25 protein-coding genes and 1 pseudogene are annotated in these 25,925 nt (G+C 71.7%); 12 read left to right on the plus strand and 14 right to left on the minus strand.

The window, feature by feature from the left end:
* Positions 1 to 30 precede the first annotated feature (30 nt).
* From J8J14_RS20195 to J8J14_RS20210, 4 genes are all read left to right on the plus strand, one after another.
* Complete coding sequence (locus J8J14_RS20195; RefSeq protein WP_209381359.1) at positions 31 to 516, plus strand: winged helix-turn-helix transcriptional regulator; 486 nt, start codon at positions 31 to 33, stop codon at positions 514 to 516.
* The gene (locus J8J14_RS20200) at positions 509 to 1,858 is read left to right on the plus strand and encodes an MATE family efflux transporter (RefSeq protein WP_209381360.1); all 1,350 of its coding nucleotides are present in this window, start codon (positions 509 to 511) and stop codon (positions 1,856 to 1,858) included. Before J8J14_RS20195 ends, J8J14_RS20200 begins: the two co-directional genes overlap by 8 nt.
* 138 nt (positions 1,859 to 1,996) lie before the next feature.
* On the plus strand, positions 1,997 to 2,938 hold the full coding sequence (locus tag J8J14_RS20205; protein WP_209381361.1) for an N-carbamoyl-D-amino-acid hydrolase: 942 nt from the start codon (positions 1,997 to 1,999) through the stop codon (positions 2,936 to 2,938).
* A gap of 22 nt (positions 2,939 to 2,960) precedes the next feature.
* Positions 2,961 to 3,803, plus strand: coding sequence for a polysaccharide deacetylase family protein (locus J8J14_RS20210; RefSeq protein ID WP_209381362.1), 843 nt, complete (start codon positions 2,961 to 2,963; stop codon positions 3,801 to 3,803).
* A 20-nt stretch (positions 3,804 to 3,823) separates the two neighbouring features.
* Here the strand turns inward: J8J14_RS20210 and J8J14_RS20215 are convergent, their stop codons facing one another.
* The 3 genes from J8J14_RS20215 to fsa are packed head-to-tail and all read right to left on the minus strand — an operon-like array spanning position 3,824 to position 6,074.
* Positions 3,824 to 4,717, minus strand: coding sequence for a tyrosine recombinase XerC (locus J8J14_RS20215; RefSeq protein ID WP_342452499.1), 894 nt, complete (start codon positions 4,715 to 4,717; stop codon positions 3,824 to 3,826).
* A complete protein-coding gene (locus J8J14_RS25160) occupies positions 4,717 to 5,358 on the minus strand; it encodes a hypothetical protein (protein ID WP_245216006.1) in 642 nt (213 codons plus the stop codon). Before J8J14_RS25160 ends, J8J14_RS20215 begins: the two co-directional genes overlap by 1 nt.
* 59 nt (positions 5,359 to 5,417) lie before the next feature.
* Positions 5,418 to 6,074, minus strand: coding sequence for a fructose-6-phosphate aldolase (gene fsa, locus J8J14_RS20220; protein ID WP_209381364.1), 657 nt, complete (start codon positions 6,072 to 6,074; stop codon positions 5,418 to 5,420).
* Positions 6,075 to 6,116: 42 nt separating this feature from the next.
* Here fsa and J8J14_RS20225 point away from each other — a divergent pair, with 42 nt between their 5' ends.
* The gene (locus tag J8J14_RS20225; RefSeq protein WP_209381365.1) at positions 6,117 to 8,462 is read left to right on the plus strand and encodes a primosomal protein N'; all 2,346 of its coding nucleotides are present in this window, start codon (positions 6,117 to 6,119) and stop codon (positions 8,460 to 8,462) included.
* 59 nt (positions 8,463 to 8,521) lie between these two features.
* Here J8J14_RS20225 and J8J14_RS20230 read toward each other — a convergent pair whose 3' ends face one another.
* Positions 8,522 to 8,785: a hypothetical protein gene (locus J8J14_RS20230; RefSeq protein WP_209381366.1), complete on the minus strand. Its 264-nt coding sequence runs from the start codon at positions 8,783 to 8,785 to the stop codon at positions 8,522 to 8,524.
* A 4-nt stretch (positions 8,786 to 8,789) separates the two neighbouring features.
* A complete protein-coding gene (locus J8J14_RS20235; RefSeq protein ID WP_209381367.1) occupies positions 8,790 to 9,047 on the minus strand; it encodes a hypothetical protein in 258 nt (85 codons plus the stop codon).
* A gap of 378 nt (positions 9,048 to 9,425) precedes the next feature.
* Here J8J14_RS20235 and J8J14_RS20240 point away from each other — a divergent pair, with 378 nt between their 5' ends.
* The 7 genes from J8J14_RS20240 to J8J14_RS20270 all read left to right on the plus strand — a co-directional run bounded on the left by J8J14_RS20240 (position 9,426) and on the right by J8J14_RS20270 (position 16,481).
* Positions 9,426 to 10,022, plus strand: coding sequence for a F0F1 ATP synthase subunit delta (locus J8J14_RS20240; RefSeq protein ID WP_209381368.1), 597 nt, complete (start codon positions 9,426 to 9,428; stop codon positions 10,020 to 10,022).
* A gap of 2 nt (positions 10,023 to 10,024) precedes the next feature.
* The gene (gene atpA, locus J8J14_RS20245) at positions 10,025 to 11,557 is read left to right on the plus strand and encodes a F0F1 ATP synthase subunit alpha (RefSeq protein ID WP_209381369.1); all 1,533 of its coding nucleotides are present in this window, start codon (positions 10,025 to 10,027) and stop codon (positions 11,555 to 11,557) included.
* A 24-nt stretch (positions 11,558 to 11,581) separates the two neighbouring features.
* A complete protein-coding gene (locus J8J14_RS20250; protein ID WP_209381370.1) occupies positions 11,582 to 12,469 on the plus strand; it encodes a F0F1 ATP synthase subunit gamma in 888 nt (295 codons plus the stop codon).
* Between the two features lie 13 nt (positions 12,470 to 12,482).
* Positions 12,483 to 13,913 carry a F0F1 ATP synthase subunit beta gene (gene atpD, locus J8J14_RS20255; protein ID WP_209381371.1) on the plus strand — a complete coding sequence of 477 codons (1,431 nt, stop codon included), beginning with the start codon at positions 12,483 to 12,485 and terminating at the stop codon, positions 13,911 to 13,913.
* Positions 13,914 to 13,916: 3 nt separating this feature from the next.
* On the plus strand, positions 13,917 to 14,327 hold the full coding sequence (gene atpC, locus J8J14_RS20260; protein WP_209381372.1) for an ATP synthase F1 subunit epsilon: 411 nt from the start codon (positions 13,917 to 13,919) through the stop codon (positions 14,325 to 14,327).
* 143 nt (positions 14,328 to 14,470) lie between these two features.
* Complete coding sequence (locus tag J8J14_RS20265) at positions 14,471 to 15,328, plus strand: ferritin-like domain-containing protein (RefSeq protein WP_209381373.1); 858 nt, start codon at positions 14,471 to 14,473, stop codon at positions 15,326 to 15,328.
* Position 15,329: 1 nt separating this feature from the next.
* The gene (locus tag J8J14_RS20270; RefSeq protein ID WP_209381374.1) at positions 15,330 to 16,481 is read left to right on the plus strand and encodes an endo-1,4-beta-xylanase; all 1,152 of its coding nucleotides are present in this window, start codon (positions 15,330 to 15,332) and stop codon (positions 16,479 to 16,481) included.
* 20 nt (positions 16,482 to 16,501) lie between these two features.
* Here J8J14_RS20270 and J8J14_RS20275 read toward each other — a convergent pair whose 3' ends face one another.
* The 9 genes and pseudogenes from J8J14_RS20275 to rsfS all read right to left on the minus strand — a co-directional run.
* Positions 16,502 to 16,990 (minus strand): RNA pyrophosphohydrolase, encoded by a 489-nt coding sequence (locus J8J14_RS20275; protein ID WP_209381375.1) that lies wholly within the window; start codon positions 16,988 to 16,990, stop codon positions 16,502 to 16,504.
* 1 nt (position 16,991) lies between these two features.
* Positions 16,992 to 18,248 carry a divergent polysaccharide deacetylase family protein gene (locus J8J14_RS20280; protein ID WP_209381376.1) on the minus strand — a complete coding sequence of 419 codons (1,257 nt, stop codon included), beginning with the start codon at positions 18,246 to 18,248 and terminating at the stop codon, positions 16,992 to 16,994.
* 25 nt (positions 18,249 to 18,273) lie between these two features.
* Entirely contained in the window at positions 18,274 to 19,698 is a 1,425-nt protein-coding gene (locus J8J14_RS20285; RefSeq protein WP_209381377.1) for a S41 family peptidase, read from the minus strand.
* A gap of 101 nt (positions 19,699 to 19,799) precedes the next feature.
* Positions 19,800 to 21,179, minus strand: a complete 1,380-nt coding sequence (locus tag J8J14_RS20290; protein WP_209381378.1) for a murein hydrolase activator EnvC family protein — start codon at positions 21,177 to 21,179, stop codon at positions 19,800 to 19,802.
* Positions 21,176 to 22,720: a 2,3-bisphosphoglycerate-independent phosphoglycerate mutase gene (gene gpmI / locus J8J14_RS20295; RefSeq protein WP_209381379.1), complete on the minus strand. Its 1,545-nt coding sequence runs from the start codon at positions 22,718 to 22,720 to the stop codon at positions 21,176 to 21,178. The genes J8J14_RS20290 and gpmI overlap by 4 nt, the downstream gene beginning before the upstream one ends.
* Before the next feature lie 81 nt (positions 22,721 to 22,801).
* Positions 22,802 to 23,566, minus strand: coding sequence for a class I SAM-dependent methyltransferase (locus J8J14_RS20300; protein ID WP_209381380.1), 765 nt, complete (start codon positions 23,564 to 23,566; stop codon positions 22,802 to 22,804).
* Positions 23,567 to 23,627: 61 nt separating this feature from the next.
* Positions 23,628 to 24,302, minus strand: coding sequence for an NnrU family protein (locus J8J14_RS20305; RefSeq protein WP_209381381.1), 675 nt, complete (start codon positions 24,300 to 24,302; stop codon positions 23,628 to 23,630).
* Between the two features lie 78 nt (positions 24,303 to 24,380).
* Positions 24,381 to 24,848: a 23S rRNA (pseudouridine(1915)-N(3))-methyltransferase RlmH gene (locus J8J14_RS20310; RefSeq protein ID WP_209381382.1), complete on the minus strand. Its 468-nt coding sequence runs from the start codon at positions 24,846 to 24,848 to the stop codon at positions 24,381 to 24,383.
* 260 nt (positions 24,849 to 25,108) lie between these two features.
* Positions 25,109 to 25,519, minus strand: a pseudogene (gene rsfS / locus J8J14_RS25165) (ribosome silencing factor); the annotation flags it as partial.
* Between the last annotated feature and the right edge of the window lie 406 nt (positions 25,520 to 25,925).

The raw sequence follows: 25,925 nt of genomic DNA on the forward strand, positions 1-25,925 counted from the left end.
TTGCATCCTGCAAGTCAGCAGGAAGCGCCCATGCCCCGCACGGATTTCTCCCGGATGGGATGTCCCATCGCCCGGTCCATGGAGGTGCTGGGGGAACGCTGGGCCATCCTGGTGATGCGGGAAGCCTTCTACGGCACCACCCGCTTCGATGATTTCGCCCGCCATCTCGGCATCGCCTCCAACATCCTCAGCGCCCGGCTGGCGAAGCTGGTGGAGCACGGGATGCTGGAGCGGGTGCCCGAGGGGGCGCGCCACGCCTACCGGCTGACCGAGAAGGGAAGGGACTTCTTCCCCGCCTTCCTGGCCCTGAAGCGGTGGAGCGACCGCTGGATGGCGCCGAACGGCCCCGTGGTGCGGGTGGTGGACCGGGTGACGGGGGAGGAGGTGTCCTCCCCGCCACCCCTTGGCGGCGACGGGGTGCCGCTGGTGCCGGAATCGGTCCGCCTCCTGCCCGGCCCTGGCGCCGGGGAGGCGATGCGCCGCCGCCTCGCGCTGAAGGAGATGGCCGATGGCTGATACCCTCGCCCTGGTGCCGCCACGCCCCTCCGCCGCGCGGCAGATCCTGTCCCTGGCCGGCCCCACCGCGCTCAGCGCCTTTCTCCAGGCGGCGGGCCAGGTCGCGGAAACTTGGCTGGCCGCGCGGCAGGGCACCACGGCCCTGGCCGGGTGGTCCGTGGTGCTGCCCTTCGCCTTGCTGATGCAGCAGATGTCCGCCGGGGCCATGGGCGGGGGCGTCTCCTCCGCCATCGCCCGCGCGCTCGGGGCGGGGCGGCGGGAGGAGGCGTCTGCCCTGGTCCTGCACGCCGTGCTGATCGCCATGCTGGCCGGGGCGGGCTTTGCTATCCTGCTTGCGGGATTTCCCCGGCCCGTGCTGGGGCTGATCGGCGGCGCGGCGGCCGCCGAGGCGGCGGCGTCCTATGCCATTCTGCTCTTCGGGCTGGGGGCGATCCCGGTCTGGCTGGCGAACACGCTGGCTTCCGTGCTGCGCGGTGGCGGGCAGCATGGGTTGGCAGCGCGGGTGCTGCTGCTGACCTGGCTGGCCTATCCGCTCCTGGCCTGGGCCCTGGCCGAGCCGGCCGGGATGGGGCTGCCGGGCATTGGCGCCGCCCTGGCGGCGGTCTTCATCGGCGCCAGCCTCGTGATGGGCTGGGCCGTGCTGCAGGGCCGGGCCGGGTTCCAGCCGACGCTCCGCCTCCGGCCGTCCCGCACGATGTTCTGGCGCATTCTTTCGGTTGGGCTGGTCGCCTGCGCCCTGGCCGGGGTGGCGAACCTGACCACCATCCTGGTCACGGCCCGCATCGCATCCCATGGGCCGGCCGCCGTGGCGGGATATGGCATCTCGGCCCGGCTGGAGTTCCTGATGATCCCGATCGCCTTCGGCGTGGGATCGGCCCTGACGGCCCTGGTGGGCCGCGCGGTCGGCGCCGGGGACTGGGACGGCGCGCGCCGCCTGGCCTGGACGGGCGGACTGATGGCCCTCGGCGTCACCGGTGCGATCGGGCTGAGCGTGGCGATGGCGCCGCGCGCCTTCGCGGACTTCTTCAGCAGCGATCCCGCGGTGGTGGACATCGCGGCGCGCGCCCTGTCCTTCACGGGCCCGGCCTTCGGGGGCTTCGGCCTGGGCATGGCGCTCTATTTCGCCTCCCAGGGCGCGGGGCGGATGGGGTGGCCGATGCTGGCCGGGCTGTCGCGCATCGGCATCGCCGTGCTGGGCGGCTGGGTGCTTTCGGACCTGGTGGGGCTGGGGCTGGACGGGCAGTTCCTGGCCGTTGCCCTCGGCATCACCGCCTATGGGCTGGTGACCGCGGCGGGGGTGCGGCGGGGCGTCTGGTCGCGGCCAGATGAGCGGGCCGGATGAACGGGCCGGATGAGCGGGCGGGGTGAGCGGAGATGAGGATCCGCCCACCCGGGATTGCTGCGCCCCCGGGGGATGGGCCATGAATTGCCCGCCCCAAGGGCGCATCCGCTTCCGCGCCGGACTGAAAGGCCCGACACCATGCCCCGCATCCTCCGCCTCGCCGCTGCCCAGATGGGGCCGAACCAGCGCGCCGATTCCCGCGAGTCCATTCTCGCCCGCATGATCGCACTGCTGGAGGAGGCGGCGGGGAAGGGGGCGAAGCTCGTCGTCTTCCCGGAACTGGCCTTCACCACCTTCTTCCCGCGCTGGCTGATCGAAGGGGAGGAACTGGACCAGTACTACGAGGCCGCGATGCCGAACCCGCAGGTCCAGCCGCTCTTCGACCGGGCGCGGGAACTGGGGGTGGGCTTCTATGTCGGCTATGCCGAGCGCACGGCTGACGGCAAGCGCTTCAACTCCGCCATCACCACCGGGCCGGATGGCTCCATCGTCGGCAAGTACCGCAAGGTGCATCTGCCCGGCTCCGTCGAGCCGCGCGTGGGAGACCGCTTCCAGCAGCTGGAGAAGCGCTACTTCGAATATGGCGATCTCGGCTTCCCCGCCTTTCGCGGCCCGGCCGAATGGGGCGCCCCGGTCATGGGCATGCTGGTCTGCAACGACCGCCGCTGGCCCGAGGCATGGCGCGTCTATGGGTTGCAGGGCGTCGAGCTGATGGTGATGGGCTACAATTCCGCCGCCTATGACCCGAATGGCGGGACCACGGAGAACGAGGCGATCCGCACCTTCCACTCCACCCTCGCGGCCCAGTCCAACGCCTATATGAACGCCACCTGGGCGGTGAGCGTGGCCAAGGCAGGGAATGAGGACGGCTCGGGGCTGATCGGCGGCTCCGTGATCGTGGATCCGAATGGCGTGGTGGTGGCGCAGGCCCAGACGCTCGGGGACGAGGTGCTGGTGGCGGATTGCGACCTCGATCAGGTGCGCCAGGGCAAGGAGAAGATGTTCAACTTCGCCGCCCATCGCCGCCCGGAGCATTATCGCCGCATCACCGAGCAGGTGGGCGCCGAGCCGCCGGCCTAGCGCCTTCCGGAAGCACCAGGCCATGCCCCGCCACATCGCCTGCCTGTCCTTCGACTTCGACACGTGGTCCGGCTTCGCGGCGCGCGGCATGACGACGCCCACCCCGGTTTCACGCGGTGAGTTCGGGGTGGTCGGCGCCGGGCGCATCTTGGACCTGTTGGGCAGCCGGGGTATCCGCTCCAGCTGGTATGTGCCCGGCGTGGTGATCGAGACCTACCCCGAGGCCTGCGAGCGCATCCTGGCCGGCGGGCATGAGCTGGGCCATCACGGCTGGAGCCATGTCCCGCCCGCCGATCTGTCGGCGGAGCGCGAGGCGGAGGAATTCGGCCGCGCGGTGGAGAGCATCCGCCGGCTCAGCGGCCAGGGCCCGGCCGGCTACCGTTCCCCCGCCTGGGACCTGAGCGAGCGGACCCTCGGCCTCGTGCTGGAGCATGGCTGCCGCTACGACAGCAGCATGATGGGCCATGACTGCCAGCCCTATTTCGCCCGCCGCGGGGACAGGGTGGCGGCGGATGCGCCGCTGGTCTTCGGGGAAGCGACGGATCTCGTCGAGGTGCCGATCAGCTGGTCGCTCGACGACCATCCGCATTTCGAGTTCTTCCGCTCCGGCGGCGCGGTGACGCCCGGCCTGGCGAATGCGGATGCCGTGCTTGGGAACTGGATCGCCGATTTCGAATACATGCGCCGCAGCACCGAATGGGGAATGCTGGTCTACACCTTCCACCCCTATGTCATCGGCCGCGGGCACCGGATGCTGATGCTGGAGAAGCTGATCGACCGGCTCGGCAGGATGGGCGCCGTGTTCCTGACGCTGGATCAGGTCCAGCAGGAATTCCGGGAGCGGGTGGCGCCCGGCCAGACCTAGCGGCGCCGGGGCCGGCGGGCTTAATCCGCCCGCGGATGCGCCTTGCGCCAGGTGTCCAGCAATCCGGCCTGGTCCACCCCCGTGTAGCGCTGGGTGGTGGAGAGGCTGGCATGGCCCAGCAATTCCTGGATGGCGCGCAGGTCGGCGCCGCCGCCCAGGAGGTGGGTGGCGAAGGAGTGGCGCAGGGCGTGCGGGGTGGTGTGTTCCGGCAGGCCGGTGGCGCGGCGGAGGTCCCGCAGGGCGCGCTGGGCCACGCCGGGGTCCAGCCGGCCGCCCTTGGCGCCGGTGAAGAGCGGCGCATCCGGCCCGGCGGGCCCGCGGTGGCGCAGCCATTCGGCCATGGCCTGCTCCACGGCGGGCAGCACGGGCACCACGCGTTCCTTCTGGCCCTTGCCCATGACGCGCAGCCCCACCCCGGCGCGTGGCGCATCCCGCATGTTGAGTGAGAGCGCCTCCGAGATGCGGAGTCCGCAGCCGTAGAGCAGGGTGAAGAGTGCCTGGTTCCGCGCCGCCATGGAGGGGCTGTCCTCCGCGCTGTCCGAGGTGGCGGTGCGAGCCTGCTCCTCGGTCAGCGCCCGGGGGACGGGTGGCTTGCGGCGCGGGCCGGTCAGCCCGCCCAAGGGCAGCGGGTCCAGCCCGTGCCGGCGGACGAGGAAGCGCAGGAAGGTCTTGAGCGCCGAAAGCTGCCGCGCGCGGGAGGCGGCACCGATGCCCGCCGCCGCTCGGTGTGCGAGGAAGGCGCGCAGATCGGCCAGGCGAAGGGCGGCGAGCTCCGGCTCCCCGCCCTGGTGCTGCGTGAGGAAGCCAAGGAGGTCGGCGACGTCCCGGCCATAGGCCTCCACCGTCTCCGGGCTGGCGCGGCGCTCGCGCGCCAGCCATTCCAGGAAGGCCTCGCGTGCGGCGAGGGGGGCGATCACGGCTTGCTGTCCAGCGCCCGGGCCAGGGCATGCGCCATCAGGCGCAGCGGGGCGGTGGCGCCACGCAGCGGCAGCCGCCCCGCCTCCCGCGCACCCAGCACCAGCAGGCGCGGCCGCGGGCCGGGCAGAAGGGCCAGGGCATCGCGGGTGATGAGCGGATGCGCCTCCCCGTGGAGCAGCGCGGCCTCCGCCGGCATGTCGCGCAGCAGCACCTCCCGGCCGCCGGTCAGGCGGGCGATGCTGCCCGCGGGCAGGTCGCGCCATGCGGCGGAAGGGGGACCTTCCTGCGCCAGGGCTGCGCTTTCCAGGCCCAGCAGATGCGGCCATTCGGCGGAGACGACGGCCAGGGGATCGGGGGCGCCGATCAGGGCCGTGACGGCCATGGCCGCGCGAAGGGTGAGGTCCTGGGCGCAGCGCGCCAGTTCGGCCACCGTGCCCGTCTCGGCCCGGGCGGCGGCGAGGAGGGCGGCCATGTGGTCCGCCAGGTTTTCCCCATGCAGGCGCTGGGGTGGGTGCAGGGCGCGGTAGAGCCCCGGCCGCTCGGCCAGGAAGCGGGGATGGGCGGCGAGATAGGTCGCCACGCGGGCCGCCTCGGCCTCGCGGTCCGGCTCGCCCGGCTGGGAGGCGGAACGGGTCATCGGGCCATCCTGCCAGGGACCGCCGGGGGAGGCGAATCCCCCCCGGGGACCGCGTGGTGCTAGAGGATGGACTGGCCGGTCTTCTTCCAGTCCGCCAAGAAGGATTCCAGCCCCTTGTCGGTCAGCGGGTGCTTGTAGAGGGACTTGATCACGGCCGGCGGCAGGGTGGCGACATGGGCACCCAGCTTCGCCGCCTGGATCAGGTGGATCGGGTGGCGGATGGAGGCCACCAGCACCTCGGTCCGGATCGTGGGGTAGTTGTCATAGATCTGCACGGTGTCGGCGATCAGCTGCATGCCGTCCTGGCCGATATCGTCCAGCCGCCCGACGAAGGGGGAGATGTAGGTGGCCCCCGCCTTGGCCGCGAGCAGCGCCTGGGCGGCGGAGAAGCACAGGGTCACGTTGACCATCACCCCGTTGTTCACCATATGTTTGCATGCGCGCAGCCCCGCCTCGGTCAGCGGCAGCTTGATCACGACGTTGGGGGCGATGCGGCCGAGATGCTCGCCCTCGCGCATCATGCCGTCGTAATCCGTGGCCGTGACCTCTGCGGAGACGGGGCCGGGCGTGATGTCGCAGATCTCCTTGATCACCTCGGCCATCGGGCGGCCGGACTTGGCGATCAGGGAGGGGTTGGTGGTGACGCCGTCGAGCAGCCCGCTCTCGGCGAGGGCACGGATTTCGGAGACCTCGGCGGTGTCCACGAAGAATTTCATGTTGCTGGTCCTGAAAGGCCTGTTGGGGGCGGATCAATAGCGATGGAAGAAGCCGAGTCCAGCGCGCCCGTTTCACGCAATGGCGGGCCGAGCTTCGATGGCGGGCTGTTCGGGGATGGTCTCGTGGCCGCCCCGCCTGCCACGGCGAAGGGAAAACGCCGCGCCGCCGCGCCCAAGGGGCCGCCGGTGCGCCGCATCCGCGTGCTGCTGCCCATCCCGCTCGATACGCCGGGGGGCGGGGCCTATGACTACCGCGTGCCCGGCGGCACGCCCTTGCCGGAGGCCGGCAGCTTCGTCGCCGTGCCCCTGGGCGGGCGGGAGATGCTCGGCGTGGTCTGGGATGGTGAGCCCGACCCCAACCTGCCCGAGGGCAAGCTGCGCGACATCCTGGGCGTCCTCCCCGCGCCGCCGATGAAGGAGGCGCTGCGGCGCTTCGTCGAATGGGTGGCGGCCTACACGCTTTCCCCGCCCGGCGCGGTGCTGCGCATGGCGATGTCGGTGCCCTCCGCGCTGGAACCGCCGGGCCAGCAGGCCGGGTGGAAGCTCTCCGCCGCCGGGGAGGCGGCGCGCGACGGGGCGCCGGGCTACCGCATGACCACGCAGCGCCGCCGCGTGCTGGAGGCGATGGAACGCGGCGAGCCCCGCGCCGGCGCCGATATCGCCGAGGAGGCGGAGGTCTCGACCGGCGTGCTGCGCGGCCTGGCCGATGCCGGGCTGATCGAACCCGCTCTTCTGCCGAGGCCCCGCAGCTTCGCCCGGCCCGATCCCGAATATCCCGGCCCCGCCCTGGGCGAGGACCAGGAGGAGGCGGCTTCGAAGCTGCGCGAATCCGTGGCGAAGCGCGCCTTCGGCGTCACGCTGCTGGCGGGCGTCACTGGATCGGGCAAGACCGAGGTCTATCTGGATGCCGTGGCCGAATGCCTGCGCCAGGGGCGGCAGGCGCTGGTGCTGCTGCCCGAGATCGCCCTCTCCTCCCAATGGCTGGACCGGTTCAAGGCGCGGTTCGGCTGCGCCCCGGCCATCTGGCATTCCGAGCTTTCGGGCCGCCTGCGCCGGGCCACCTGGCGCGCGGTGGCGGATGGGGAGGCCTCGGTGCTCGTGGGCGCCCGCTCCGCCCTGTTCCTGCCCTTCCCGGATCTCGGCCTGATCATCATCGACGAGGAGCACGAGACCGCCTTCAAGCAGGAGGACGGGGTCATCTACCATGCGCGGGACATGGCGGTGGTGCGGGCCCGGATGGCCGAGGCCACCTGCGTCCTCGTCTCCGCGACCCCGAGCCTGGAGACGCTGACCAATGCCGAGCAGGGCCGCTATTCCGCGGTGAACCTGCCCCGGCGCCACGGCAGCGCCGGCCTGCCGGAGGTGACGGTGCTGGACCTGCGCAAGGTTCCGCCCGAGCGCGGCCGCTTCATCTCGCCCCCGCTGATCGAGGCCATCACCGAAACCCTGGCCCGGGGGGAGCAGGCGATGCTCTTCCTCAACCGCCGGGGCTATGCCCCGATGACGCTGTGCCGCACCTGCGGGCACCGCATCCGCTGCCCGAACTGCACGGCCTGGCTGGTGGAGCACCGCGCCCAGCGCCGCCTGCAGTGCCATCATTGCGGCCATGCCGAGCCCATCCCCCAGCACTGCCCGGAATGCGGCGCGGAGGGCAGCCTGACGGCCATCGGGCCGGGGGTGGAGCGCGTGCAGGAGGAGGCCGCGGTTCTCTTCCCCGATGCGCGGCGCCTTGTCATGGCTTCGGACACCATCCCGGGACCCGCGGCGGCGGCGGAGGCGGCCCGGCAGATCGCGGATCGCGAAGTGGACCTGCTGATCGGCACGCAGATCGTCGCCAAGGGCTGGCACTTCGCCCATCTCACCCTGGTCGGGGTGGTGGATGCCGATCTGGGCCTGGCGGGGGGCGACCTGCGGGCGGCGGAGCGGACCGTGCAACTGCTCCACCAGGTTTCCGGCCGCGCGGGCCGCGCGGAGAGCCCGGGGCGCGTGATGCTGCAATCCTGGAACCCCGAGCACCCTGTGATGCAGGCCCTCATCTCCGGCGACCTGCCGGCCTTCATGGCCGAGGAAGCGGAGGCGCGGCGCCCCGGCGGATGGCCGCCCTTCGGTCGCCTCGCGGCCCTGATCGTCAGCTCCGAGGATGAGCGGGCGGCGGACCGGGTGGCACGCGACCTCGGGCTGGCTGCCCCCGGCGGGGATGGGGTGCAGGTTCTCGGCCCGGCACCGGCGCCGCTTGCCATGCTGCGGGGGCGGCACCGGCGCCGACTGCTGCTGAAGGCGCGGCGGGACGTGGCGGTGCAGGCCCTGCTGCGGGAGTGGCTGTCCCGTGTGGAGGTGCCGAATGCCGTGAGGGTCCAGGTGGATGTGGACCCCGTGAGCTTCCTCTAGCCAGCCCTGAACCCGCCCCGGAGGGGATCCGGGGCGGGGCCTTCGATGCGGGCGGCGGCTCAGCCCTGGCGGGGCAGGTCCTCGATGGCATTGCGGGCGGTAGCCACGCCCTCGCCCTCGATCCGGCTCTCCACCGGGTCCGGATGGTCCACGAATCCGGGCAGGGGGGATTTCAGGGCCGGGTCGGCATGGGTGGGGTCCTTCTCCAGCGCCTCGTCCAGCTCCGCGCCGCGGCCGATTCCGGGCTGCACCCCCGGCTCCCATCCACCGGTTTCCCGGAGCTCTTTCACCTCCGGCTGCTGCTGCACCTTGGGGTCGGCCATGGGATCAGGGCTTCTCGGTTGAAACGATGCCGGTCTCGCCCACGCCCTTGTCCGTCTTGTCGCCCAGGTCCTCGCCGCCGGGGGTGATGAAGCCGGTGGTGCCCGTGTTCATGTTGGCGGGGTCGGAGGCGGGGAAGGTGTCCTCCACGGCCTTGTCCGCCTTCGCCTGGGCGCCGGCGCCGGGCTTGATGTCGGAAACCCAGGAATTGGTTTCCTTGTCGTGCTTCTGGTCGGTGGTGTCCCGTTTCGTGTCGCCGCTCATGCATGCCTCCTCGGGAGGATTGTCGTGGTTGGGCCGGGCCTTCCGGCACAGCGGTGCCACGACCCGTCGGGTATGAAGCGCCGCAGGCCAGGGCAGGGTTCCATTGCGGGGGCGCCATCCCCATTTCATTTCTCCGACCTGCTTCCTCACGGCGCCTGCGTGGCGGGGAAGTGGCCGGGAAGTCTCGCGGAGGCGCCTTCGTTCCGCTTCAGGCGATTGCCGCCCCGCATTGCATCATGTTAAGGGGCCCGCGCCGACGCCTGGGGGGATTCCCGGGGCGTCTCGCGCAGGTTCGTGAAACCCCGGTGACGCCAGCATGGCAGCCACGGGGTGGAGCGGGCCGTAGGGTCCTCACCAACCCCTCGAACGGGATCGCCTGTGGCCTCCGAAGCAGCCGCCAACGACAAGCCCCAAAGCCACGCCTCGGGCATCCGCTCCGGGGGCGTCGCGCAGCGCTACGCCCTGGCCCTGCTGGAACTGGCCAAGGACAAAAAAACGGTTGATGCCGTTGCCGCCGATGTCGAGAACCTCGCCACCCTGGCGCGGGCCGATGGCGGCCTCCGCCCCTTCATCAACGATCCGCGCCTGGGCGCGAAGGCCCAACAGGACGGCGCCTTCGCCGTGCTGGACCGCGCCGGAATCGGCGGGGACGTGAAGAAGATGGTGGGCGTGCTGATCGCCAATCGCCGCCTCGTGGAGCTGCCGGGCGTGCTGGCGAGCTTCGGGGCGCTGCTGGCCGAGCAGCGCGGCCAGCAGGCCGCCGAGGTCACCACCGCCCATCCGCTGAGCGCGACCCAGCGCACCCAGATCGTGGCCCGCCTCACCGAGGCTGGCTTTTCGAATGTCCGCCTGTCCGAGACGGTGGACCCGTCCATCCTGGGCGGCCTGATCGTGAGGATCGGGTCCCGCCTGTACGACACATCCATCAAGTCCAGGCTTCAGCGCCTGAGCTACGCCATGAAGGGGGCCGCCTGACCATGGACATCCGTCCCGCCGAAATTTCCGATATCCTGAAGCAGCAGATCGCTGGCTTTGACACCGAGGCCGACGTGGCCGAGGTCGGCACCGTCCTGACGGTCGGTGACGGCATCGCCCGTTGCTATGGCCTGCAGAACGTCATGGCCGGCGAGATGGTGGAGTTCCCCTCCGCCGGCGTGCGCGGCATGGCGCTGAACCTCGAGACCGACAATGTCGGCATCGTGGTGTTCGGCGATGACAGCCGCATCCGCGAGGGCGACACCGTCTCCCGCACCGGCACCATCGTGGACGTGCCGGTGGGCAAGGGCCTGCTCGGCCGCGTGGTCGATGGCCTCGGCAACCCGATCGACGGCAAGGGCCCGCTCACCGACGTGACGCGCTCGCGCGTCGAGGTGAAGGCGCCGGGCATCATTCCCCGCAAGTCCGTGCACGAGCCGATGCAGACGGGCATCAAGGCGATCGACAGCCTGATCCCGATCGGCCGCGGCCAGCGCGAGCTGGTCATCGGTGACCGCCAGACGGGCAAGACCGCTGTCATCATCGACACGATCCTGAACCAGAAGACGATCAACGCCGGCGGGGACGAGAGCAAGAAGCTCTACTGCATCTACGTCGCGATCGGCCAGAAGCGCTCCACCGTCGCCCAGCTCGTCCGCACCCTCGAGGAGCGCGGCGCGATGGAGTACTCGATCGTCGTGGCCGCCACGGCCTCCGACCCGGCCCCGATGCAGTTCCTCGCGCCCTATACGGGCTGCACCATGGGCGAGTTCTTCCGCGACAACGGCATGCACGCGGTCATCTTCTATGATGACCTCTCCAAGCAGGCCGTGGCCTACCGCCAGATGTCGCTGCTGCTGCGCCGTCCGCCGGGCCGCGAGGCCTATCCGGGCGACGTGTTCTACCTGCACTCCCGCCTGCTGGAGCGCGCGGCGAAGATGGGCGAGGCCGCCGGCCTTGGCTCGCTGACCGCGCTGCCAGTGATCGAGACGCAGGCGGGCGACGTGTCCGCCTATATCCCGACTAACGTGATCTCCATCACGGACGGCCAGATCTTCCTTGAGACCGAACTGTTCTTCAAGGGCATCCGCCCGGCCGTGAACGTGGGTCTGTCGGTGTCCCGCGTGGGCTCGGCGGCCCAGATCAAGGCCATGAAGCAGGTCGCCGGCAAGATTAAGCTGGAACTGGCGCAGTACCGCGAGATGGCGGCCTTCGCGCAGTTCGCCTCCGACCTCGACGCCTCCACCCAGGCCCTGCTGGCCCGCGGCGCGCGGCTGACCGAGCTGCTGAAGCAGCCCCAGTACGCGCCGGTTCCGGTTGAGGAGCAGGTGGTGTCGATCTTCGCCGGTACGCGCGGCTACCTGGACAAGGTGCCCGTGAACCGCGTCGGCGAGTTCGAGAACCGCATGCTGAGCGAGCTGAAGGCCACCAAGCCCGAGATCCTGGAGTCGATCCGCAGCAGCGGGCAGATCACCGGCGACAACGACAAGGCTCTGGCTGCCTTCCTCGACGACTTCGCCAAGTCCTTCGGCTGAGCCGGGAGGGAGCGGAGAGCCTCCATGGCCAGCCTCAAGGACCTGCGCGGTCGCATCAACAGCGTGAAGTCCACGCGCAAGATCACGCAGGCGATGAAGATGGTCGCCGCCGCCAAGCTCCGCCGCGCCCAGGCGCAGGCGGAGGCGGCGCGACCCTATGCCCAGCGGATGGAGCGCATGCTCGCCTCCCTCGGCGCGGCGGTGGCGGACAGCCCCGATGCGCCGCGGATGCTGATCGGCACCGGGCGCGACCAGGTCCACCTTCTGGTCGTGGTGACGGCCGAGCGCGGCCTCTCCGGCCCCTTCAACACGAATGCCGGCCGCTTCGCACGCGCCCGCATCCGTGCGCTGGAGGCCGAGGGCAAGACGGTGAAGGTGCTGACGGTGGGCCGCAAGGGCGCGACCTACCTCAAGCGCGAATTCGGCAGCCGCTTCATCGGCGAGATCAGCTACCACAACGTCAAGCGCATCGGCTTCGAGCAGGCCGATGAGCTGGCCACCCGCATCACCGCGATGCTGGAAGCCGGCGAGTTCGATGTCTGCACGCTGATCTACAACCGCTTCCAGAGCGTGATCAGCCAGGTGGCCAGCGAGCAGCGGCTGATCCCCGCGGCCCTGCCGGCCAACGACACGGCCGCCCCCACCGAGGGGCTGCCGGCCCTCTATGAGTACGAGCCGGGCGAGGAGGAGCTTCTGGCGGCGCTGCTGCCAAAGAACCTCGCCATCCAGATCTACCGTGCGCTGCTGGAGAACGCGGCCGGCTTCTACGGAAGCCAGATGACCGCGATGGACAACGCCACCCGCAATGCCGGCGACATGATCAACAGGCTGACGCTCAACTACAACCGCACGCGACAGGCCAACATCACCAAGGAGCTGATCGAGATCATCTCCGGTGCTGAAGCGGTCTGACAGGAGCCAACCCATGAAGAACAACGTCGGCAAGGTCACGCAGATCCTCGGCGCGGTGGTGGACGTGCAGTTCCCCGCCGAGCTGCCGAACATCCAGAACGCGCTGACCACCCAGGTGGGCGACCGCACCCTGGTGCTCGAGGTCGCGCAGCACCTGGGCGAGCGCACCGTGCGCTGCATCGCCATGGACACCACGGACGGGCTGGTGCGCGGCACCGAGACCGTGGACACGGGCAAGGGCATCGCCGTGCCCGTGGGCGAGGGCACTCTGGGCCGCATCCTCAACGTGATCGGCGAGCCGATCGACGAGCGCGGCCCGGTCCCGCACGACAAGACCTACACCATCCACCGTGAGGCCCCCGCCTTCGAGGAGCAGGCCACCGCGGCCGAGATCCTGGTGACGGGCATCAAGGTGATCGACCTGCTCGCCCCCTATCTGAAGGGCGGCAAGATCGGCCTGTTCGGCGGCGCCGGCGTCGGCAAGACCGTGACGATCCAGGAGCTGATCAACAACATCGCCAAGGGCCATGGCGGCGTGTCGGTCTTCGCCGGCGTGGGTGAGCGCACCCGCGAGGGCAACGACCTCTATCACGAGATGATCGACGCCGGCGTCATCAAGCTCGGCGAGAACGGTGGCACCGAAGGCTCCAAGGTGGCGCTGGTCTATGGCCAGATGAACGAGCCGCCGGGCGCCCGCGCGCGCGTCGCCCTCTCCGGCCTGTCCATGGCGGAGTACTTCCGCGATGAGCAGGGCCAGGACGTGCTCTTCTTCATCGACAACATCTTCCGCTTCACCCAGGCTGGCGCCGAGGTGTCCGCGCTTCTGGGCCGCATCCCCTCCGCGGTGGGCTACCAGCCGACCCTGTCCACGGACATGGGCGCGCTGCAGGAGCGCATCACCTCCACGAAGAAGGGCTCGATCACCTCGGTGCAGGCCATCTACGTGCCCGCCGACGACCTGACCGACCCGGCCCCGGCCACCTCCTTCGCCCACCTGGACGCGACGACGGTGCTCAACCGCTCGATCGCCGAGCTGGGCATCTTCCCGGCCGTGGACCCGCTGGACTCCACCTCCCGCGCGCTCGACCCGCGCGTGGTGGGCGAGGAGCACTACCGCGTCGCCCGCGAGGTGCAGCGCGTCCTGCAGACCTACAAGTCGCTGCAGGACATCATCGCGATCCTGGGCATGGATGAGCTCTCGGAAGAGGACAAGCTGATCGTGGCGCGCGCGCGCAAGATCCAGCGCTTCCTCTCCCAGCCCTTCCACGTCGCCGAGGTCTTCACCGGCACGCCGGGCGTCTTCTGCAAGCTTGAGGACACGATCCGCTCCTTCGCGGGCATCGTGGCCGGCGAGTACGACCACCTCCCGGAGGCGGCCTTCTACATGGTCGGCTCCATCGAGGAGGCCGTGAAGAAGGCCGAGACCCTGAAGGTCTCCGCCTAAGCCATGGCAACCTTCGACCTCGAGCTGGTGAGTCCGGAGCGCCTACTCCTCTCGCGCCCCGTCGAGATGGCCGTCATCCCGGCGGTCGAAGGCGACATGGGCGTGCTGCCGAACCATGCCCCGATGATCGTCGCCCTGAAGGGCGGCGTGATCCGGGTGACGGAGGGCGGGCGGGAGACCGAGCGCCTCTTCATCATGGGCGGCTTCGCCGAGATCACCCCGACCCGCGTGACGGTGCTGGCGGATGAGGCGACCCCGGTCGCCACCCTGTCCCGCGCCGCCGCGACCCAGCGCGTGACCGAGGCGGAGGCCGCCCTGGCCGCCGCCGCGAATGACGCGCCGGAGATCCGGGAAAAGGCGATGGACCGCGTGATGGCCGCCCGCGCCATGCAGGAGGCCGCCCAGGCCGCCTGAACGCTCCTGGCGGGTGGTTGAAACCCCCCGCGGGAGCCGCGAGATGTCATCAGCCTGTCATTGCCCAGCGGGGCGGCCTGACCCCAGGCCGCCCCGTTGCACTATGATGACCTGCTAGAATCGCCGTAAGGGCCTGGAAGCGCATGAAGCACTGGACGCTCGACCAGATCGCCTGGGACAGCTTCGACCCGTCGAAGGTCGATCCCGAGATCATCCCGCTGGTGAAGGCCGCCGCCCTGGTGGAGAAGAACGGCGTTGACTACGCCGTCTATCTCAACAACGTCTTCGTCGGAGACCCCGATTTCCGCCAGGCCGCCGACAACTGGGCGGTGGAGGAGGTCCAGCACGGCGATGCGCTGGGCAAATGGGGCGAGCTGGCCGATTCCGGCTGGTCCTTCGACGAGGCTTTCAGCCGCTACCGCGCGGGCTACAAAATCGATGTGAAGGCCGATGCCTCCATCCGTGGCTCCCGCACGGGGGAGCTGATTGCCCGCTGCATGGTCGAGACCGGCACCTCCTCCTATTACACCGCGCTGGGCGACAGCACGGAGGAGCCTGTGCTGAAGCAGGTCTGCCGCCTGATCGCGGCGGACGAGTACCGGCACTTCAAGCTCTTCTACGACCACATGAAGCGCTATCTGGCGCGCGAGAAGCTCTCCTTCCCCAAGCGCCTGCGCGTCGCGGCCGGCCGCATCGGGGAATCTGAGGATGACGAGCTGGCCTTCGCCTATCACTGCGGCAATGAAACGCCGGACACGCCTTACAGCCATGATCGCTGCATCACCGGCTATATGGGCCGGGCGATGGCCTTCTACCGCTTCCGCCATATCGAGCGGGGGATGGGCATGGTCTTCAAGTCCATCGGCCTGGAGCCGCGGGGCCGGATGTCGGACCTGGCCGCCAAGGGTGCGTGGAAGCTGCTGCAATGGCGGCGCGAGAAGTATCGGCAGGCGCTGATCAAGGCGGCGAACGAGAACGCGCCGAACCGGGCCGCGGCCTGACATGTTTCATCCCCCGTCCCTCATGGCGGGGGAGATATCCCGCCGCGCTGCGCTGGGAGCCGGCATCTCCTTCGGCCTCGCCGGCTGTGCCCAGGCGCAGCCCCGGGCGCCGCAGCGGAACCCGCCCCCAGGGCTGTGGCAGATCGCGCGTGATCGCGGCTTCTCCTTCGGCGCTGCGGTGCAGGCCAATCTGCTCCGCACCGATCCGCTCTATGCCGCCGCCTATGAGGGCGAGGTTGGCGTCCTCGTCCCGGAATTCGAGGCGAAGTGGTCCAGCCTGCAGCCCCGCGAAGGCGAGTTCACCTTCGCAGAACTCGAGGCAATCGTTCTCTGGGGGCAGGCGCGCGGCCGCACCACCCGTGGCCATGCGCTGGTCTGGCATGATGCCTTCCCTGCCTGGGCCCTGGCGGCCCTTTCCGAGAGCCCGGCCCGGGCCCGTTCCGTCATGGCAGCCCATATCGCCCGGGTGCTGTCCACCACCAGGCGCCACATCCGTGACTGGGACGTGGTGAACGAGCCCATCGCGGATCCGCCGGGCAGCGATACGCCCCAGGCCGATGGGGAGCTGCGGAACTCGCCTTTCCTCCGTGCCCTCGGCCCCTCCTATATCGAAACCGCCTTCCGCCTGGCGCGGGAGCAGGATGCCACGCTGCGCCTCGTGCTGAACGAATACGGGGTGGAGGAGGATACGCCCTGGGCCGAGGAGAAGCGGCGGCGGCTCCTGGTGCTGGTGCGGGACCTGTTGCGCCGGAAGGTGCCGATCGATGCCGTGGGAATCCAGGCGCATCTGCAGATGAACCGCCCCTTCAGCCCGGCGGTCTTCGCCGGTTTCGTTCGCTCCATCCGCGCCGAGGGGCTGTCGGTCATCGTGACCGAACTGGATATCCGCGAGGCCGACGCGGTGCCCGAGGACTTCGTGGCGCGTGACCGCCTGATCGCCGAGAGGATCGCGGCCTTCATGAACTCCGCCATCGAGGCCGGGGTGAGGACCTTCCTGACCTGGGGGCTGGTGGATCGCTATTCCTGGCTGGTCACCGAGCCTGCCGTGACGCGGCGGGACGGCCGGCACCATCGCGGCCTTCCGCTGGATTGGGAGTACAACCGCAAGGAGATGTGGCACGCCATGGCGCGAGGTTTCGCCGCCGCGGGCTGAGCGCGCCGGGCGCCGCCCCCTCAGGCCGGGACGGCGTAGCGGGAGAAGTCCCGGGCAAGGCGTTCGTAGATCGGGCGCCGGAAGGGCACGGCAATGGCGGGCAACTCGGAAAGCGGTGCCCAGCGCCAGGCGTCGAACTCCTGATGGGCGTCGGCATCCAGCCGGATGTCGGAATCCTGGCCCAGGAAACGCAGGGCGAACCACATCTGGGTCTGGCCGCGATACCGCCCGCCCAGCGCCTTGCCCAGGAGATGAGCGGGCAGGTCGTAGTCCAGCCATTCGGCCATGCGGCCCAGCACGACCGCGTTCCGGGTTCCGATCTCCTCCTCCAACTCGCGGAGCACGGCCTCCTCGGGATCCTCGCCCTTGTCCAGCCCGCCCTGGGGGAGTTGCCAGGCGCCCGAGCGCGCCTCGCCGGCCGGTTGATCGGCACGGCGGGCGATCAGCACCAGCCCGTCGCGGTTGAAGAGGCAGGCGCCGACATTCGGGCGCAGGGGCAGCTGGGTCATCTCAGTTCCGGGGCAGGTCGTCGGGGCGGCGGATCAGGGCTGTGACCGGGGCCATGACCAGCCCGCGCTCCTCCAGCCCCGCCGCCCAGGCAGCGACGCGATCCACCAGCACGGGCGAAACATCGGCGGCAAGGCCAAGCGCCGACCCGCGCTCCCGCGCAATCCGCTCCAGCTCCGTCAGGCGCCGGTCGATCTCCGTCCGGGTGGCGGGCTCGTCCACTACCAGATCGACGGCGCGGCCCCAGGCTCGGGCGGGGTTCGGCGCGCCCGGCCGGGGATCGATGTAGAGCAGCCCGCGATCCCGCAGCACGTCCTGCACCCCGCCGATCGCCTCGGGCAGGGCGGCGAAGCGCTCGCCCCGCATAGGGCCCAGCGCCCCGATCGCCCCGACCTGCCCGGCGATGCGGGAGAGCACCCAGGCCAGCCGGTCCGCGTTCTCCGCGGGCGGAAGGCTGGTCAGCAGCGCGCGGTCCCCCGGGTCGTTCACCGGGTAGCTGGCGGGCTCCAGGGGAAGGGCGCTCAGCACCTCCATGCCCCGTGCCCGGGCGCGTTCCAGCAAGGGGGCGGGGCGGCTGCCATAGGGGGAGAAGGCAAGGCTGGTCTCCGGCGGGAGGCGGCGGATCGCCTCCTCCGAGAGCGCGCCGGAGAGGCCCAGATTACCGATGACCAGCGCGATCCGCGGGCGGGTATCCGCGCGGTCGAAAGGCCGGCCGTAATACCGGATGGAGGTCCGCCCCTCGGCCCCGAGCCGGGGCAGGGGGCCATGGCGGGAGAGCTCCTGCAGGGCAGGATCCGGCGGGGGGATCGGGCGGTCGGCCGAAGGCTCCGGGCGGCGGGCCGGCACGGGCAGGGGCGGAGGCTCGGGGGCACTGGGCAGCGCCGCCACCACGGGGGCCGGAGGAGGCGGGAGGGCGGCCGATGGCGGAATGGTCGGGGTAGCGGGCGCTTCCTGGCTGGCGGCACCCGGTGGCGTGGACGGTGCCTCGGGCGGCGCCGGAGAGGCGAGCTGCATGACGGGCGGCGTCTTCTCATCCGCCGCGGCCTGCGGGGGCGCCGCCGGTTCGGGCGCGGTCGCCGGCGGGGCCGCCCCGGGGGGCATGCCGGCATCCTCAATCGCCACCGGGCCCCGCGATGCGCCGGGCGAACGGGTAAGGGAGGCGGGAATCCCGCCTTCGGGCGGCCCGGCACGGTGCAGCAGATAGGCACCCGTGCCGAGCGAGGCGGCAAGAAGCAGCCAGAAGACGCCGAGGGCCTTCATTGCGGGCTTCGGCGTCTCCCGTTGCTCAGCGGCTGGCGCGGCGCTGGGGCGGGGCGCCGGCCGCCATGCTCCGCAGGAGGCCGAGCGCCTGCTGCAGCTGATGGTCCGTCTCGGGCTTGGTCGGGTCGAAGGCGGGGGCGCCCTCGGCCGGCAGGCGCTGCACGGCCTGCACCACGTTGGCCGGCAGGTTCAGCGGCGGCAGCGGGACGGGCGGCGCGGCACTGGCACCCTGGGCCTTCCCGCTGCTGTCGTTGCGGAGCGCACGGCGCAGATCGGCCTCGCGGTCACGCTCGCGGTTCTGCTGGGCGTCCTCGCGCTGGGCCAGCACCTCGATGTCCGGCTCGATGCCCGTGGCCTGGATGGAACGGCCGGAGGGCGTGTAGTAGCGCGCCGTGGTCAGGCGGATGGCGCCGTTGCCGGGCAGCGGCATCACGGTCTGCACCGAGCCCTTGCCGAAGCTCTTCACGCCCATGACGATCGCGCGGCGATGGTCCTGCAGGGCGCCGGCCACGATCTCGCTGGCCGAGGCGGAGCCGGCATTCACCAGCACCACGATCGGCAGGCCGCCGGAGATATCGCCGTTGCGGGCGTTCCAGCGCTGCGCGTCCTCGGCCCGGCGGGCGCGGGTGGAGACGATCTCGCCCTGGTCCAGGAAGTCGTCGGACACCTGGATCGCTTGGTCCAGCAGCCCGCCCGGGTTGTTCCGCAGATCCAGCACGATCCCCTTCAGGCCGCTGCCACCGGCCTGGGAGCGCAGGCTGGAAAGGGCCCGGCGCAGGCCGGTCTCCGTCTGCTCGTTGAAGGAGGTGAGGCGGATATAGGCGATGTCGTTGCCCTCGAGCCGCGCACGGACGACCTGCGGGCGGATCGTCTCGCGGGTGAGGGAGATCTCGATGGGGGCGGCGGTGCCCTCGCGCCGGATGGTCAGGCGGATGGAGGTTCCGCGCTCGCCGCGCATCTGGTCCACGGCCTCCTGGAGGGTGAGGCCCTGGGTGGTCTTCTCGTTGATATGGGTGATGAGGTCGCCGGGCTTCACCCCGGCGCGGAAGGCCGGCGTCTCGTCGATCGGCGAGATCACCTTCACATAGCCGTTCTCCTGGCTCACCTCGATACCGAGGCCGCCGAACTCGCCGCGAGTCTGCACCTGCATGTCGCGGAAGTTGCGGAGATTCATGTAGGAGGAATGCGGGTCCAGCCCCTGCAGCATCCCGTTGATCGCGCTTTCGATCACGTCGCGGTCGTTCACGGGCTCCACGTATTCGGCGCGCACGCGCTCGAACACATCGCCGAACAGGTTCAGCAACCGGTAGGTCTCGGCCCTCGATCCGTCCTGCGCCCAGGCCGTCACCACGGGGCCTGCAATCGCGCCCGCGGTGAAGGCCGCGGCAACGGAGGCCAGCGCCCGCAAGCGGAAGCGCGGCTTGGACGACACCCCAGCAGGATCACGCATCCGTAACACCCCTCTCGCCGCGACCGGACACGGCGCTTTTCCAACATATCGCAGGGCATCCTGCCCTACGGTTAAGAATCTTCCACACCGGTGTCCACCGGTCAGCCCCGGCCGGTCCACCCTGCCGGGTCCACGGCGCGGCCGCCGCGCCGCAATTCAAGGTAGAGCGACGCACGGCCCCCGCCAGATCCCTCGGCGTTACCAAGTGTTCCGACCGCCTCGCCCGCCTGGACGCGTTGCCCGGGCTCAGCGTCCAGCCGGTCGAGGCCAGCCAGGACAAAATGGTACCCGCCGCCACAATCCACAATCAACATTTGCCCGTAGGACCGGAACGGGCCCGAGAAAACGACCCGCCCGCCACAGGGGCTGACCACGCGCGCCCCGGCCGGCGCGGACCAGGTCTGGCCATTCGCGCCGCCCTGGCCGAAGCCCTTCTGCACCCGGCCCGCAACGGGCGCGCCGCGGCCCGGGCGCGGGGTGCTGGCGGCTGCCTCCCGCACCCGCTCGCGCGCGGCCTCGGCGCTCTCGCGGGCGGCTTCGGCGTCGCGCTCCGCCTCGCGCGCCGCGCGGCTGGCGGCTTCCCGCGTCTCGCGGGCCTCCGCATCCCGGGCGCGGGCTTCCGCCTCGCGCCGTCTTGCCTCGGCGGCCCTTTCCCTGGCCTCGGCCTGGCGCTCCCTTTCCACGGCCTCCGCGCGCTCGCGCGCCTCGCGCGCCCGGGCCTCGCGTTCCAGCCTCTCGATGGCACCGCGCAGGTCCCTGGCCTGGGAGGCGGCGGTGGCGGCGCGGCGGGTGGCCGCGGCCTCGGCATCCCGCGCCGCCTCGCGCCGCACCCGCGCCTCGGCCAGGGCGGCTTCCACCGCCTCCGCCGCCTCACGCGCCGCCACGCGCGCGGCCACCAGCCGGGTGCGCTCCTCCTCCAGGGCCGCCGCCGCGCGCAGGGCCGCCTCGCGCGCCTCGCGGTAGCCGGCGGCCTCCCGGGCCAGGCGCCGGGCCACGCCGCGCAGGATGAGGGCCCCGCGCAACGCCTCCTCCGGCGGGGCGGGGACGACGAGGAGCGTCTCGGCGGGCCAGAGGCCCAGGCGTCGCATGGCGGGGACCAGCGGCGCGAGCGCTTCGGCGCGGTGGGTCAGGTCGGCCTCGGCGGCGTCCCGGGCGGCCTCGGCGGCCTGAAGCCGGGCTTCCGCCTCGGCGGCCGCTTCCTCGGCGGCCACGGCGCGGCGCCCGGCCTCGGCCCATTGGCGGGACAGGGCACGCTCGGCCGTTTCGGCGGAGCGCAATTCGCGGGCGGTGGCGGCGGCTTCCCCGCGCGCGCTGCGGGCCTCGCGCTCCGCCGCGTCCAGGGCGCGGCGATCCGGCTGGGCCGCGGCGCTGCCGGGCTGCAGGGCCAGCGCGGCCAGGGCCAGCCACAGCCCGGGCAACCCGGGCGTCCGGCCCCGCGCCGGCGGGGCGTCTCGGGCGGCGCGGAGGCCGCGCGGCGTCACCCCTGGCCCGCTTCCAGCAGGCTCAGGCCCGTCATGGCGGCAGGCTGGGGCAGGCCGAGGAGCGCGAGCATGGTGGGGGCCAGATCGGCCAGGCGGCCATCGCGCAGCGCCGCGCCGGCCGGGCCGCCGAAGAGCAGAACGGGCACGCGGTTCAGCGTATGCGCCGTGTGGGGCCCGCCCGAGACAGGGTCGCGCATCGTCTCGGCATTGCCGTGATCGGCCGTGACCAGCAGGGCGCCGCCTGTCTCGCGGATGGCGGCGAGGATGCGGCCGAGCCCGGCATCCACCGCCTCGCAGGCCTGGATGGCGGCCTGCAGGCTGCCGGTATGGCCCACCATGTCGGCATTGGCGAAGTTCAGCACGATCATGTCATGGGCGCCGGAGCGAATGGCGGCTTCGGCCTTTCCCGCCAGCTCGGGCGCGGACATCTCGGGCTGCAGGTCATAGGTCGCCACCTTCGGGGAGGGGACCATGATCCGGTCCTCGCCGGGCGAGGGCGTCTCGTCGCCCCCGTTCAGAAAGTAGGTGACATGGGGGTATTTCTCGGTCTCCGCCATGCGGAGCTGGTGCAGGCCGGCGGCCGAGACGGTGGGGCCCAGCAGGTCCGCCATGGACTGCGGCGGGAAGATCGCCTCCAGGAAGGCGTTCAACTCGGCCGAATACTCGGTCATGCCGACGGCGCCACAGAGGGCGGGGTCGCGCGGGCGCTCGAAGCCCTTGAACTCCGGGTCCACCAGCGCCGCCATGATCTCCCGCACCCGGTCGGCGCGGAAGTTGAAGCAGAGCACGGCGTCGCCATCCTTCATGCCCGTATAGCCGGGCAGGACGGTCGCGGGGATGAACTCGTCGGTCTTCCCGGCTTCATGGGCGGCCTGCACCGCCTCCGCCGCGCTGCCGGCGCCGTGCCAGCCCGGCGCGTCTTCCACCATCACCATGGCGCGCCACGCCTGGGAGACGCGTTCCCAGCGGTTGTCGCGGTCCATGGCGAAGTAGCGGCCCGTGACGGTGGCGATGCGCACGCCCTCGGGCAGGGCGGCCTCGAAGGCGGGAAGGGTGGTGGCGGCATCCTTCGGGCCGGTGTCGCGCCCGTCGGTCCAGCAATGGACGGCTACCGGAATGCCCTTGATGGCAAAGATACGGGCCAGGGCGATGGCGTGGTCCTGGTGCGCATGCACGCCGCCCGGGGAGGTGAGGCCGCAGAGATGGAGCGTGCCGCCGGTTCCGCGCAACCTCTCGCCGAGGCTCACCACCGCGGGCAGGCCGGCAAGGGAGCCATCCGTGATGGCCGCGCCGATGCGGGGAAGGTCCTGCATCACGATCCGGCCCGCGCCGATATTCAGGTGGCCGACCTCGGAATTACCCATCTGCCCCTCGGGCAGCCCCACATCGGGGCCGCAGGTGCGCAGGAAGGCATGGGGGCAGGACGCCCAGAGCTCATCGAAAACAGGGGTGTCCGCCTGGGCCACCGCATTGTCCGCCTGGTCCTCGCGCCAGCCCCAGCCATCCAGGATGACGAGCATGACAGGCTTGGGACGGGACATCCGTGCGCTCCGGTTCCAGGATGGTGCCTGCCATAGCGCCGGGGCCGGGGGTTGGCCAGACGGGGCAGGGCACCGCCCGGTTCAGGCCCGGGCCGTATAGGCCCGGAAGACCTCCAGTTCGGTGGTGCAGGCCGGATCGGTGAAGCCGGCCTTGCGGAGGGCGCCGAGGATGGCCTCGGCGGGCACGCAGGCCTCGATCGTCTCCCAGTAGTATTTCATCAGCTCGCCGGAGCGGTGGCGGGGGGCTGCGATCCAGCACAGGGCCGGGATCACGGCGCCCATGTAGAAGCGCTCCACCACATGGGCCAGCCGGCTCTCGGGGCGGCCGATCTCCAGCAGCAGCACCGTGCCGCCCGGCTTCAGCACGCGGCGGTATTCGGCGAAGGCGGCGCCGAGATCGGCCACATGCCGCAGCGCATAGCCCATGGAGAGGAAATCGACGCTGGCATCCGGCAGTGGGATCTTCTCCGCGCGGCCCTGGATGAGGGTGACGCCGGGCAGGGTCTTCCGCGCCTCGGCCAGCATGCCTTCGCTGGGGTCCAGCCCGGTGACGAGCGCGGGATCGCCTGTGATGGCAACGGCCTGGCGCGCGACCAGCCCCGTGCCCACCGCCACGTCCAGCACCCGCATGCCCGGGCGCAGCCCAGCCTCGCGCAGGGCGCGGCGGCGATAGCCCGGGCCGGTGCCGAGGGAGAAGATCCGGTCGATCCGGTCGTAATGGGGGGCGGTGGCGTCGAAGAGGGCGCGGACGAAGCCCTCCCGCTCCCCGGCATGGGCATAGCGATGCGCGAGCACCGGATGGGGGGCGGTGCCCGTGCTCGGGGCGTCGCTCGCGCGTTGCGTCATGCCGGACCTCTGGCCGCTGGGAGAGGCGAGGGATCGCAAGCCGCGCCCGCGGGCGCAAGGGTCAGGATGGCAGGGGCGATACGCCGAAGAGCTGCGGGTGGAAGTGCAGCAGCGCCGCCCAGGCCAGGATTCCCACCAGCACCGGCCCGGCCAGTTCCCGCCAGGAGAGCTGGTTCAACCCGGCCAGCACGGCGCCGAAGGGCAGGACGGAGGTATTGGCGGAGAAGCGCGCCCAGCCCCGAGGGTGCCGCGCCGCCACCTTCGCGTCGAGGGAGGGCATGCCCAGCAGGGCCGTGAGGAAAAAGGCCCCGAAGAAGACGAGCGCCGCGCTGTCCCCATTCCCCAGCATGTGGACACCGGCCCAGAGCGCGAAGGACCAGAGCATCGGGTGGCGCGTGATCCGCAGCACGCCGCGCGCTTCTTCCGAGAGCGCGCCATTCTGCCCGACCGCGGTGGGGTTCGTGCTCATCAGGCTGCCGGCGAAGAGGATGAAAGCGGGAAGCATCGCGAGGGCGAGCACCCAGCCCAGCACCGGGGGCACCGTCCAGAGCGCTTCGGTCGGCGCGCTGCGCCAGGCCAGGACGAGCAGGGTGATGGCGATCACGGAGGCAAGCGAGAAGGTGGCGCGGAAGCCACCCTCGCCGAGCCTCGAGACGAGCCTGCCCCGCAGCCGCGTGCCGGCGATGCCGACATGCAGGACGATCCAGATCAGCGCGGCAAGGACCAGGGGGGTCATGCGCCGACTCTGCCCCGATCGACGCCCGATCGCAATGATTCGCGCCCCTGATGCCCTGTGGTCGAACAGGGGGGCGGTTCAGCCCGGGCGCCAGGCGCGGTGATAGGGATGGTTGGTGCGGATGCACTGGGCCCGGAACAGGGCTTCGGCCAGCAGGCCGCGCACCAGCATATGCGGCCAGGTCAGGCGACCGAGGGAAATCCGGTGGTCCGCCCGGGCGAGGACCGCCTCGTCCAGCCCCTCCGCCCCGCCGATGACGAAGGCGAGGGGGCGGGCGGTGTCCGCCCATTTCGCGGTCAGGGCTGCCAGCCTTTCGCTGTCCGGCATCTCGCCCCCGAGGTCGAGAGCGATGGCCAGGGCGGATTCCGGCAGGGCGGCGAGGATCGCGGCGCCTTCCCGCCGCCGCATCTCGGCGGGGGAACCGCGCCCCTCGGGCAGTTCCCGGAGCACCAGGGAGGGGCGCAGCCGGGCATTGTGGTGCTCGAACAGCGCCGCCTCGGGCCCGCCGCGGGCGCGGCCCACGGCGAGCAGCAGAGGCGGCGCCATGGCGGCTAGTCCTGGTCTTCCTCGGCTTCGGAGCCGAGCGTGGTTCCGGCCGGGCCGTCCAAGATCTCGTCGGCCGGGAGGGCATCCTCCTCGTTATCCTCGTCCTCCGACTCGTCGACGAGGTCGCCATCCATCGCGGCCCCATCCTCGTCCTCGTCGTCCAGGTCGGCCGCGTCATCCGCCATGTCCAGGTCCCCGGCTTCCTCCACCTCGTCCACGCCGCGCGGCTGGGGCATGGTGGAGTCCTCCGGCGCCGGGCTTTCCGGGCCCCACATGCGCTCCAGCGCGTAGTTGAACCGCGCCTCGGGCTTGAAGAGGTGGATCACCAGGTCCCCGGCATCGAGCAGCACCCAGTCGGGCGAGGCCTCGGTGCGCAGGCGGCGGATGCCGTGCTCGGCCAGGGCTTCCTCGACATGGCGGGCCATCGCCTCGATCTGGCGCTCCGCCAGGCCTGTCGCGATGATCATGCGGTCCGCGAAGGCGGAGCGGGTGGCGACGTCCAGCACCACCACATCCTCGGCCTTGTCATCCTCCAGGCTCGTCACGGCGGCCTTCACCAGCGCGTCCAGCCGGTCGGGCGTGGATGCGGGGCGCGGGGCAGGCTGGCCGCGCTTCTTCGGTCCGGCCGCGGCGGCCCGCTTGCGCGGGGTGGGGGCGGAATCCGCCTCCAGCTCCGCGATCCGGGCCGCGTTCGGATCGGGCGCTGCCTCCGGCGCGCGGCGGGCACGGCTGGGGCGCGGCTCGGGCTCGGCCGCGCGGCTGCGGGCGCTGGCCCTGGGCGCGGCGGCCGGCTTCGCGGCCGGCGCCCTGGCTGCGCGCGCAGGGGCCGCGCGGGTGGTGCGGGCCTCGGCCGCCGGGGCTGCGGCCCGGGTGCTGCGGGCCGGGCTTGCCTTCGCAGGGGGCGCTGCCGTGGCCCGGCTGCGGGTGGCCGTCTTCGGCTCGGCAGCCGGGGCCTTCGTGGCGCCGCGCGTGGCGGCCGGCGTCCTGGCTGCGCGCGCCGGGGCCGCGCGGGTGGTGCGGGCCTCGGCGGCCGGGGCTGTGGCCCGGGTGCTGCGGGCCGGGCTGGCCTTGGCGGGA

The organism is Pararoseomonas baculiformis (genome assembly GCF_017813395.1).
In the GTDB taxonomy this organism is placed as follows: Bacteria; Pseudomonadota; Alphaproteobacteria; order Acetobacterales; family Acetobacteraceae; genus Roseomonas; species Roseomonas baculiformis.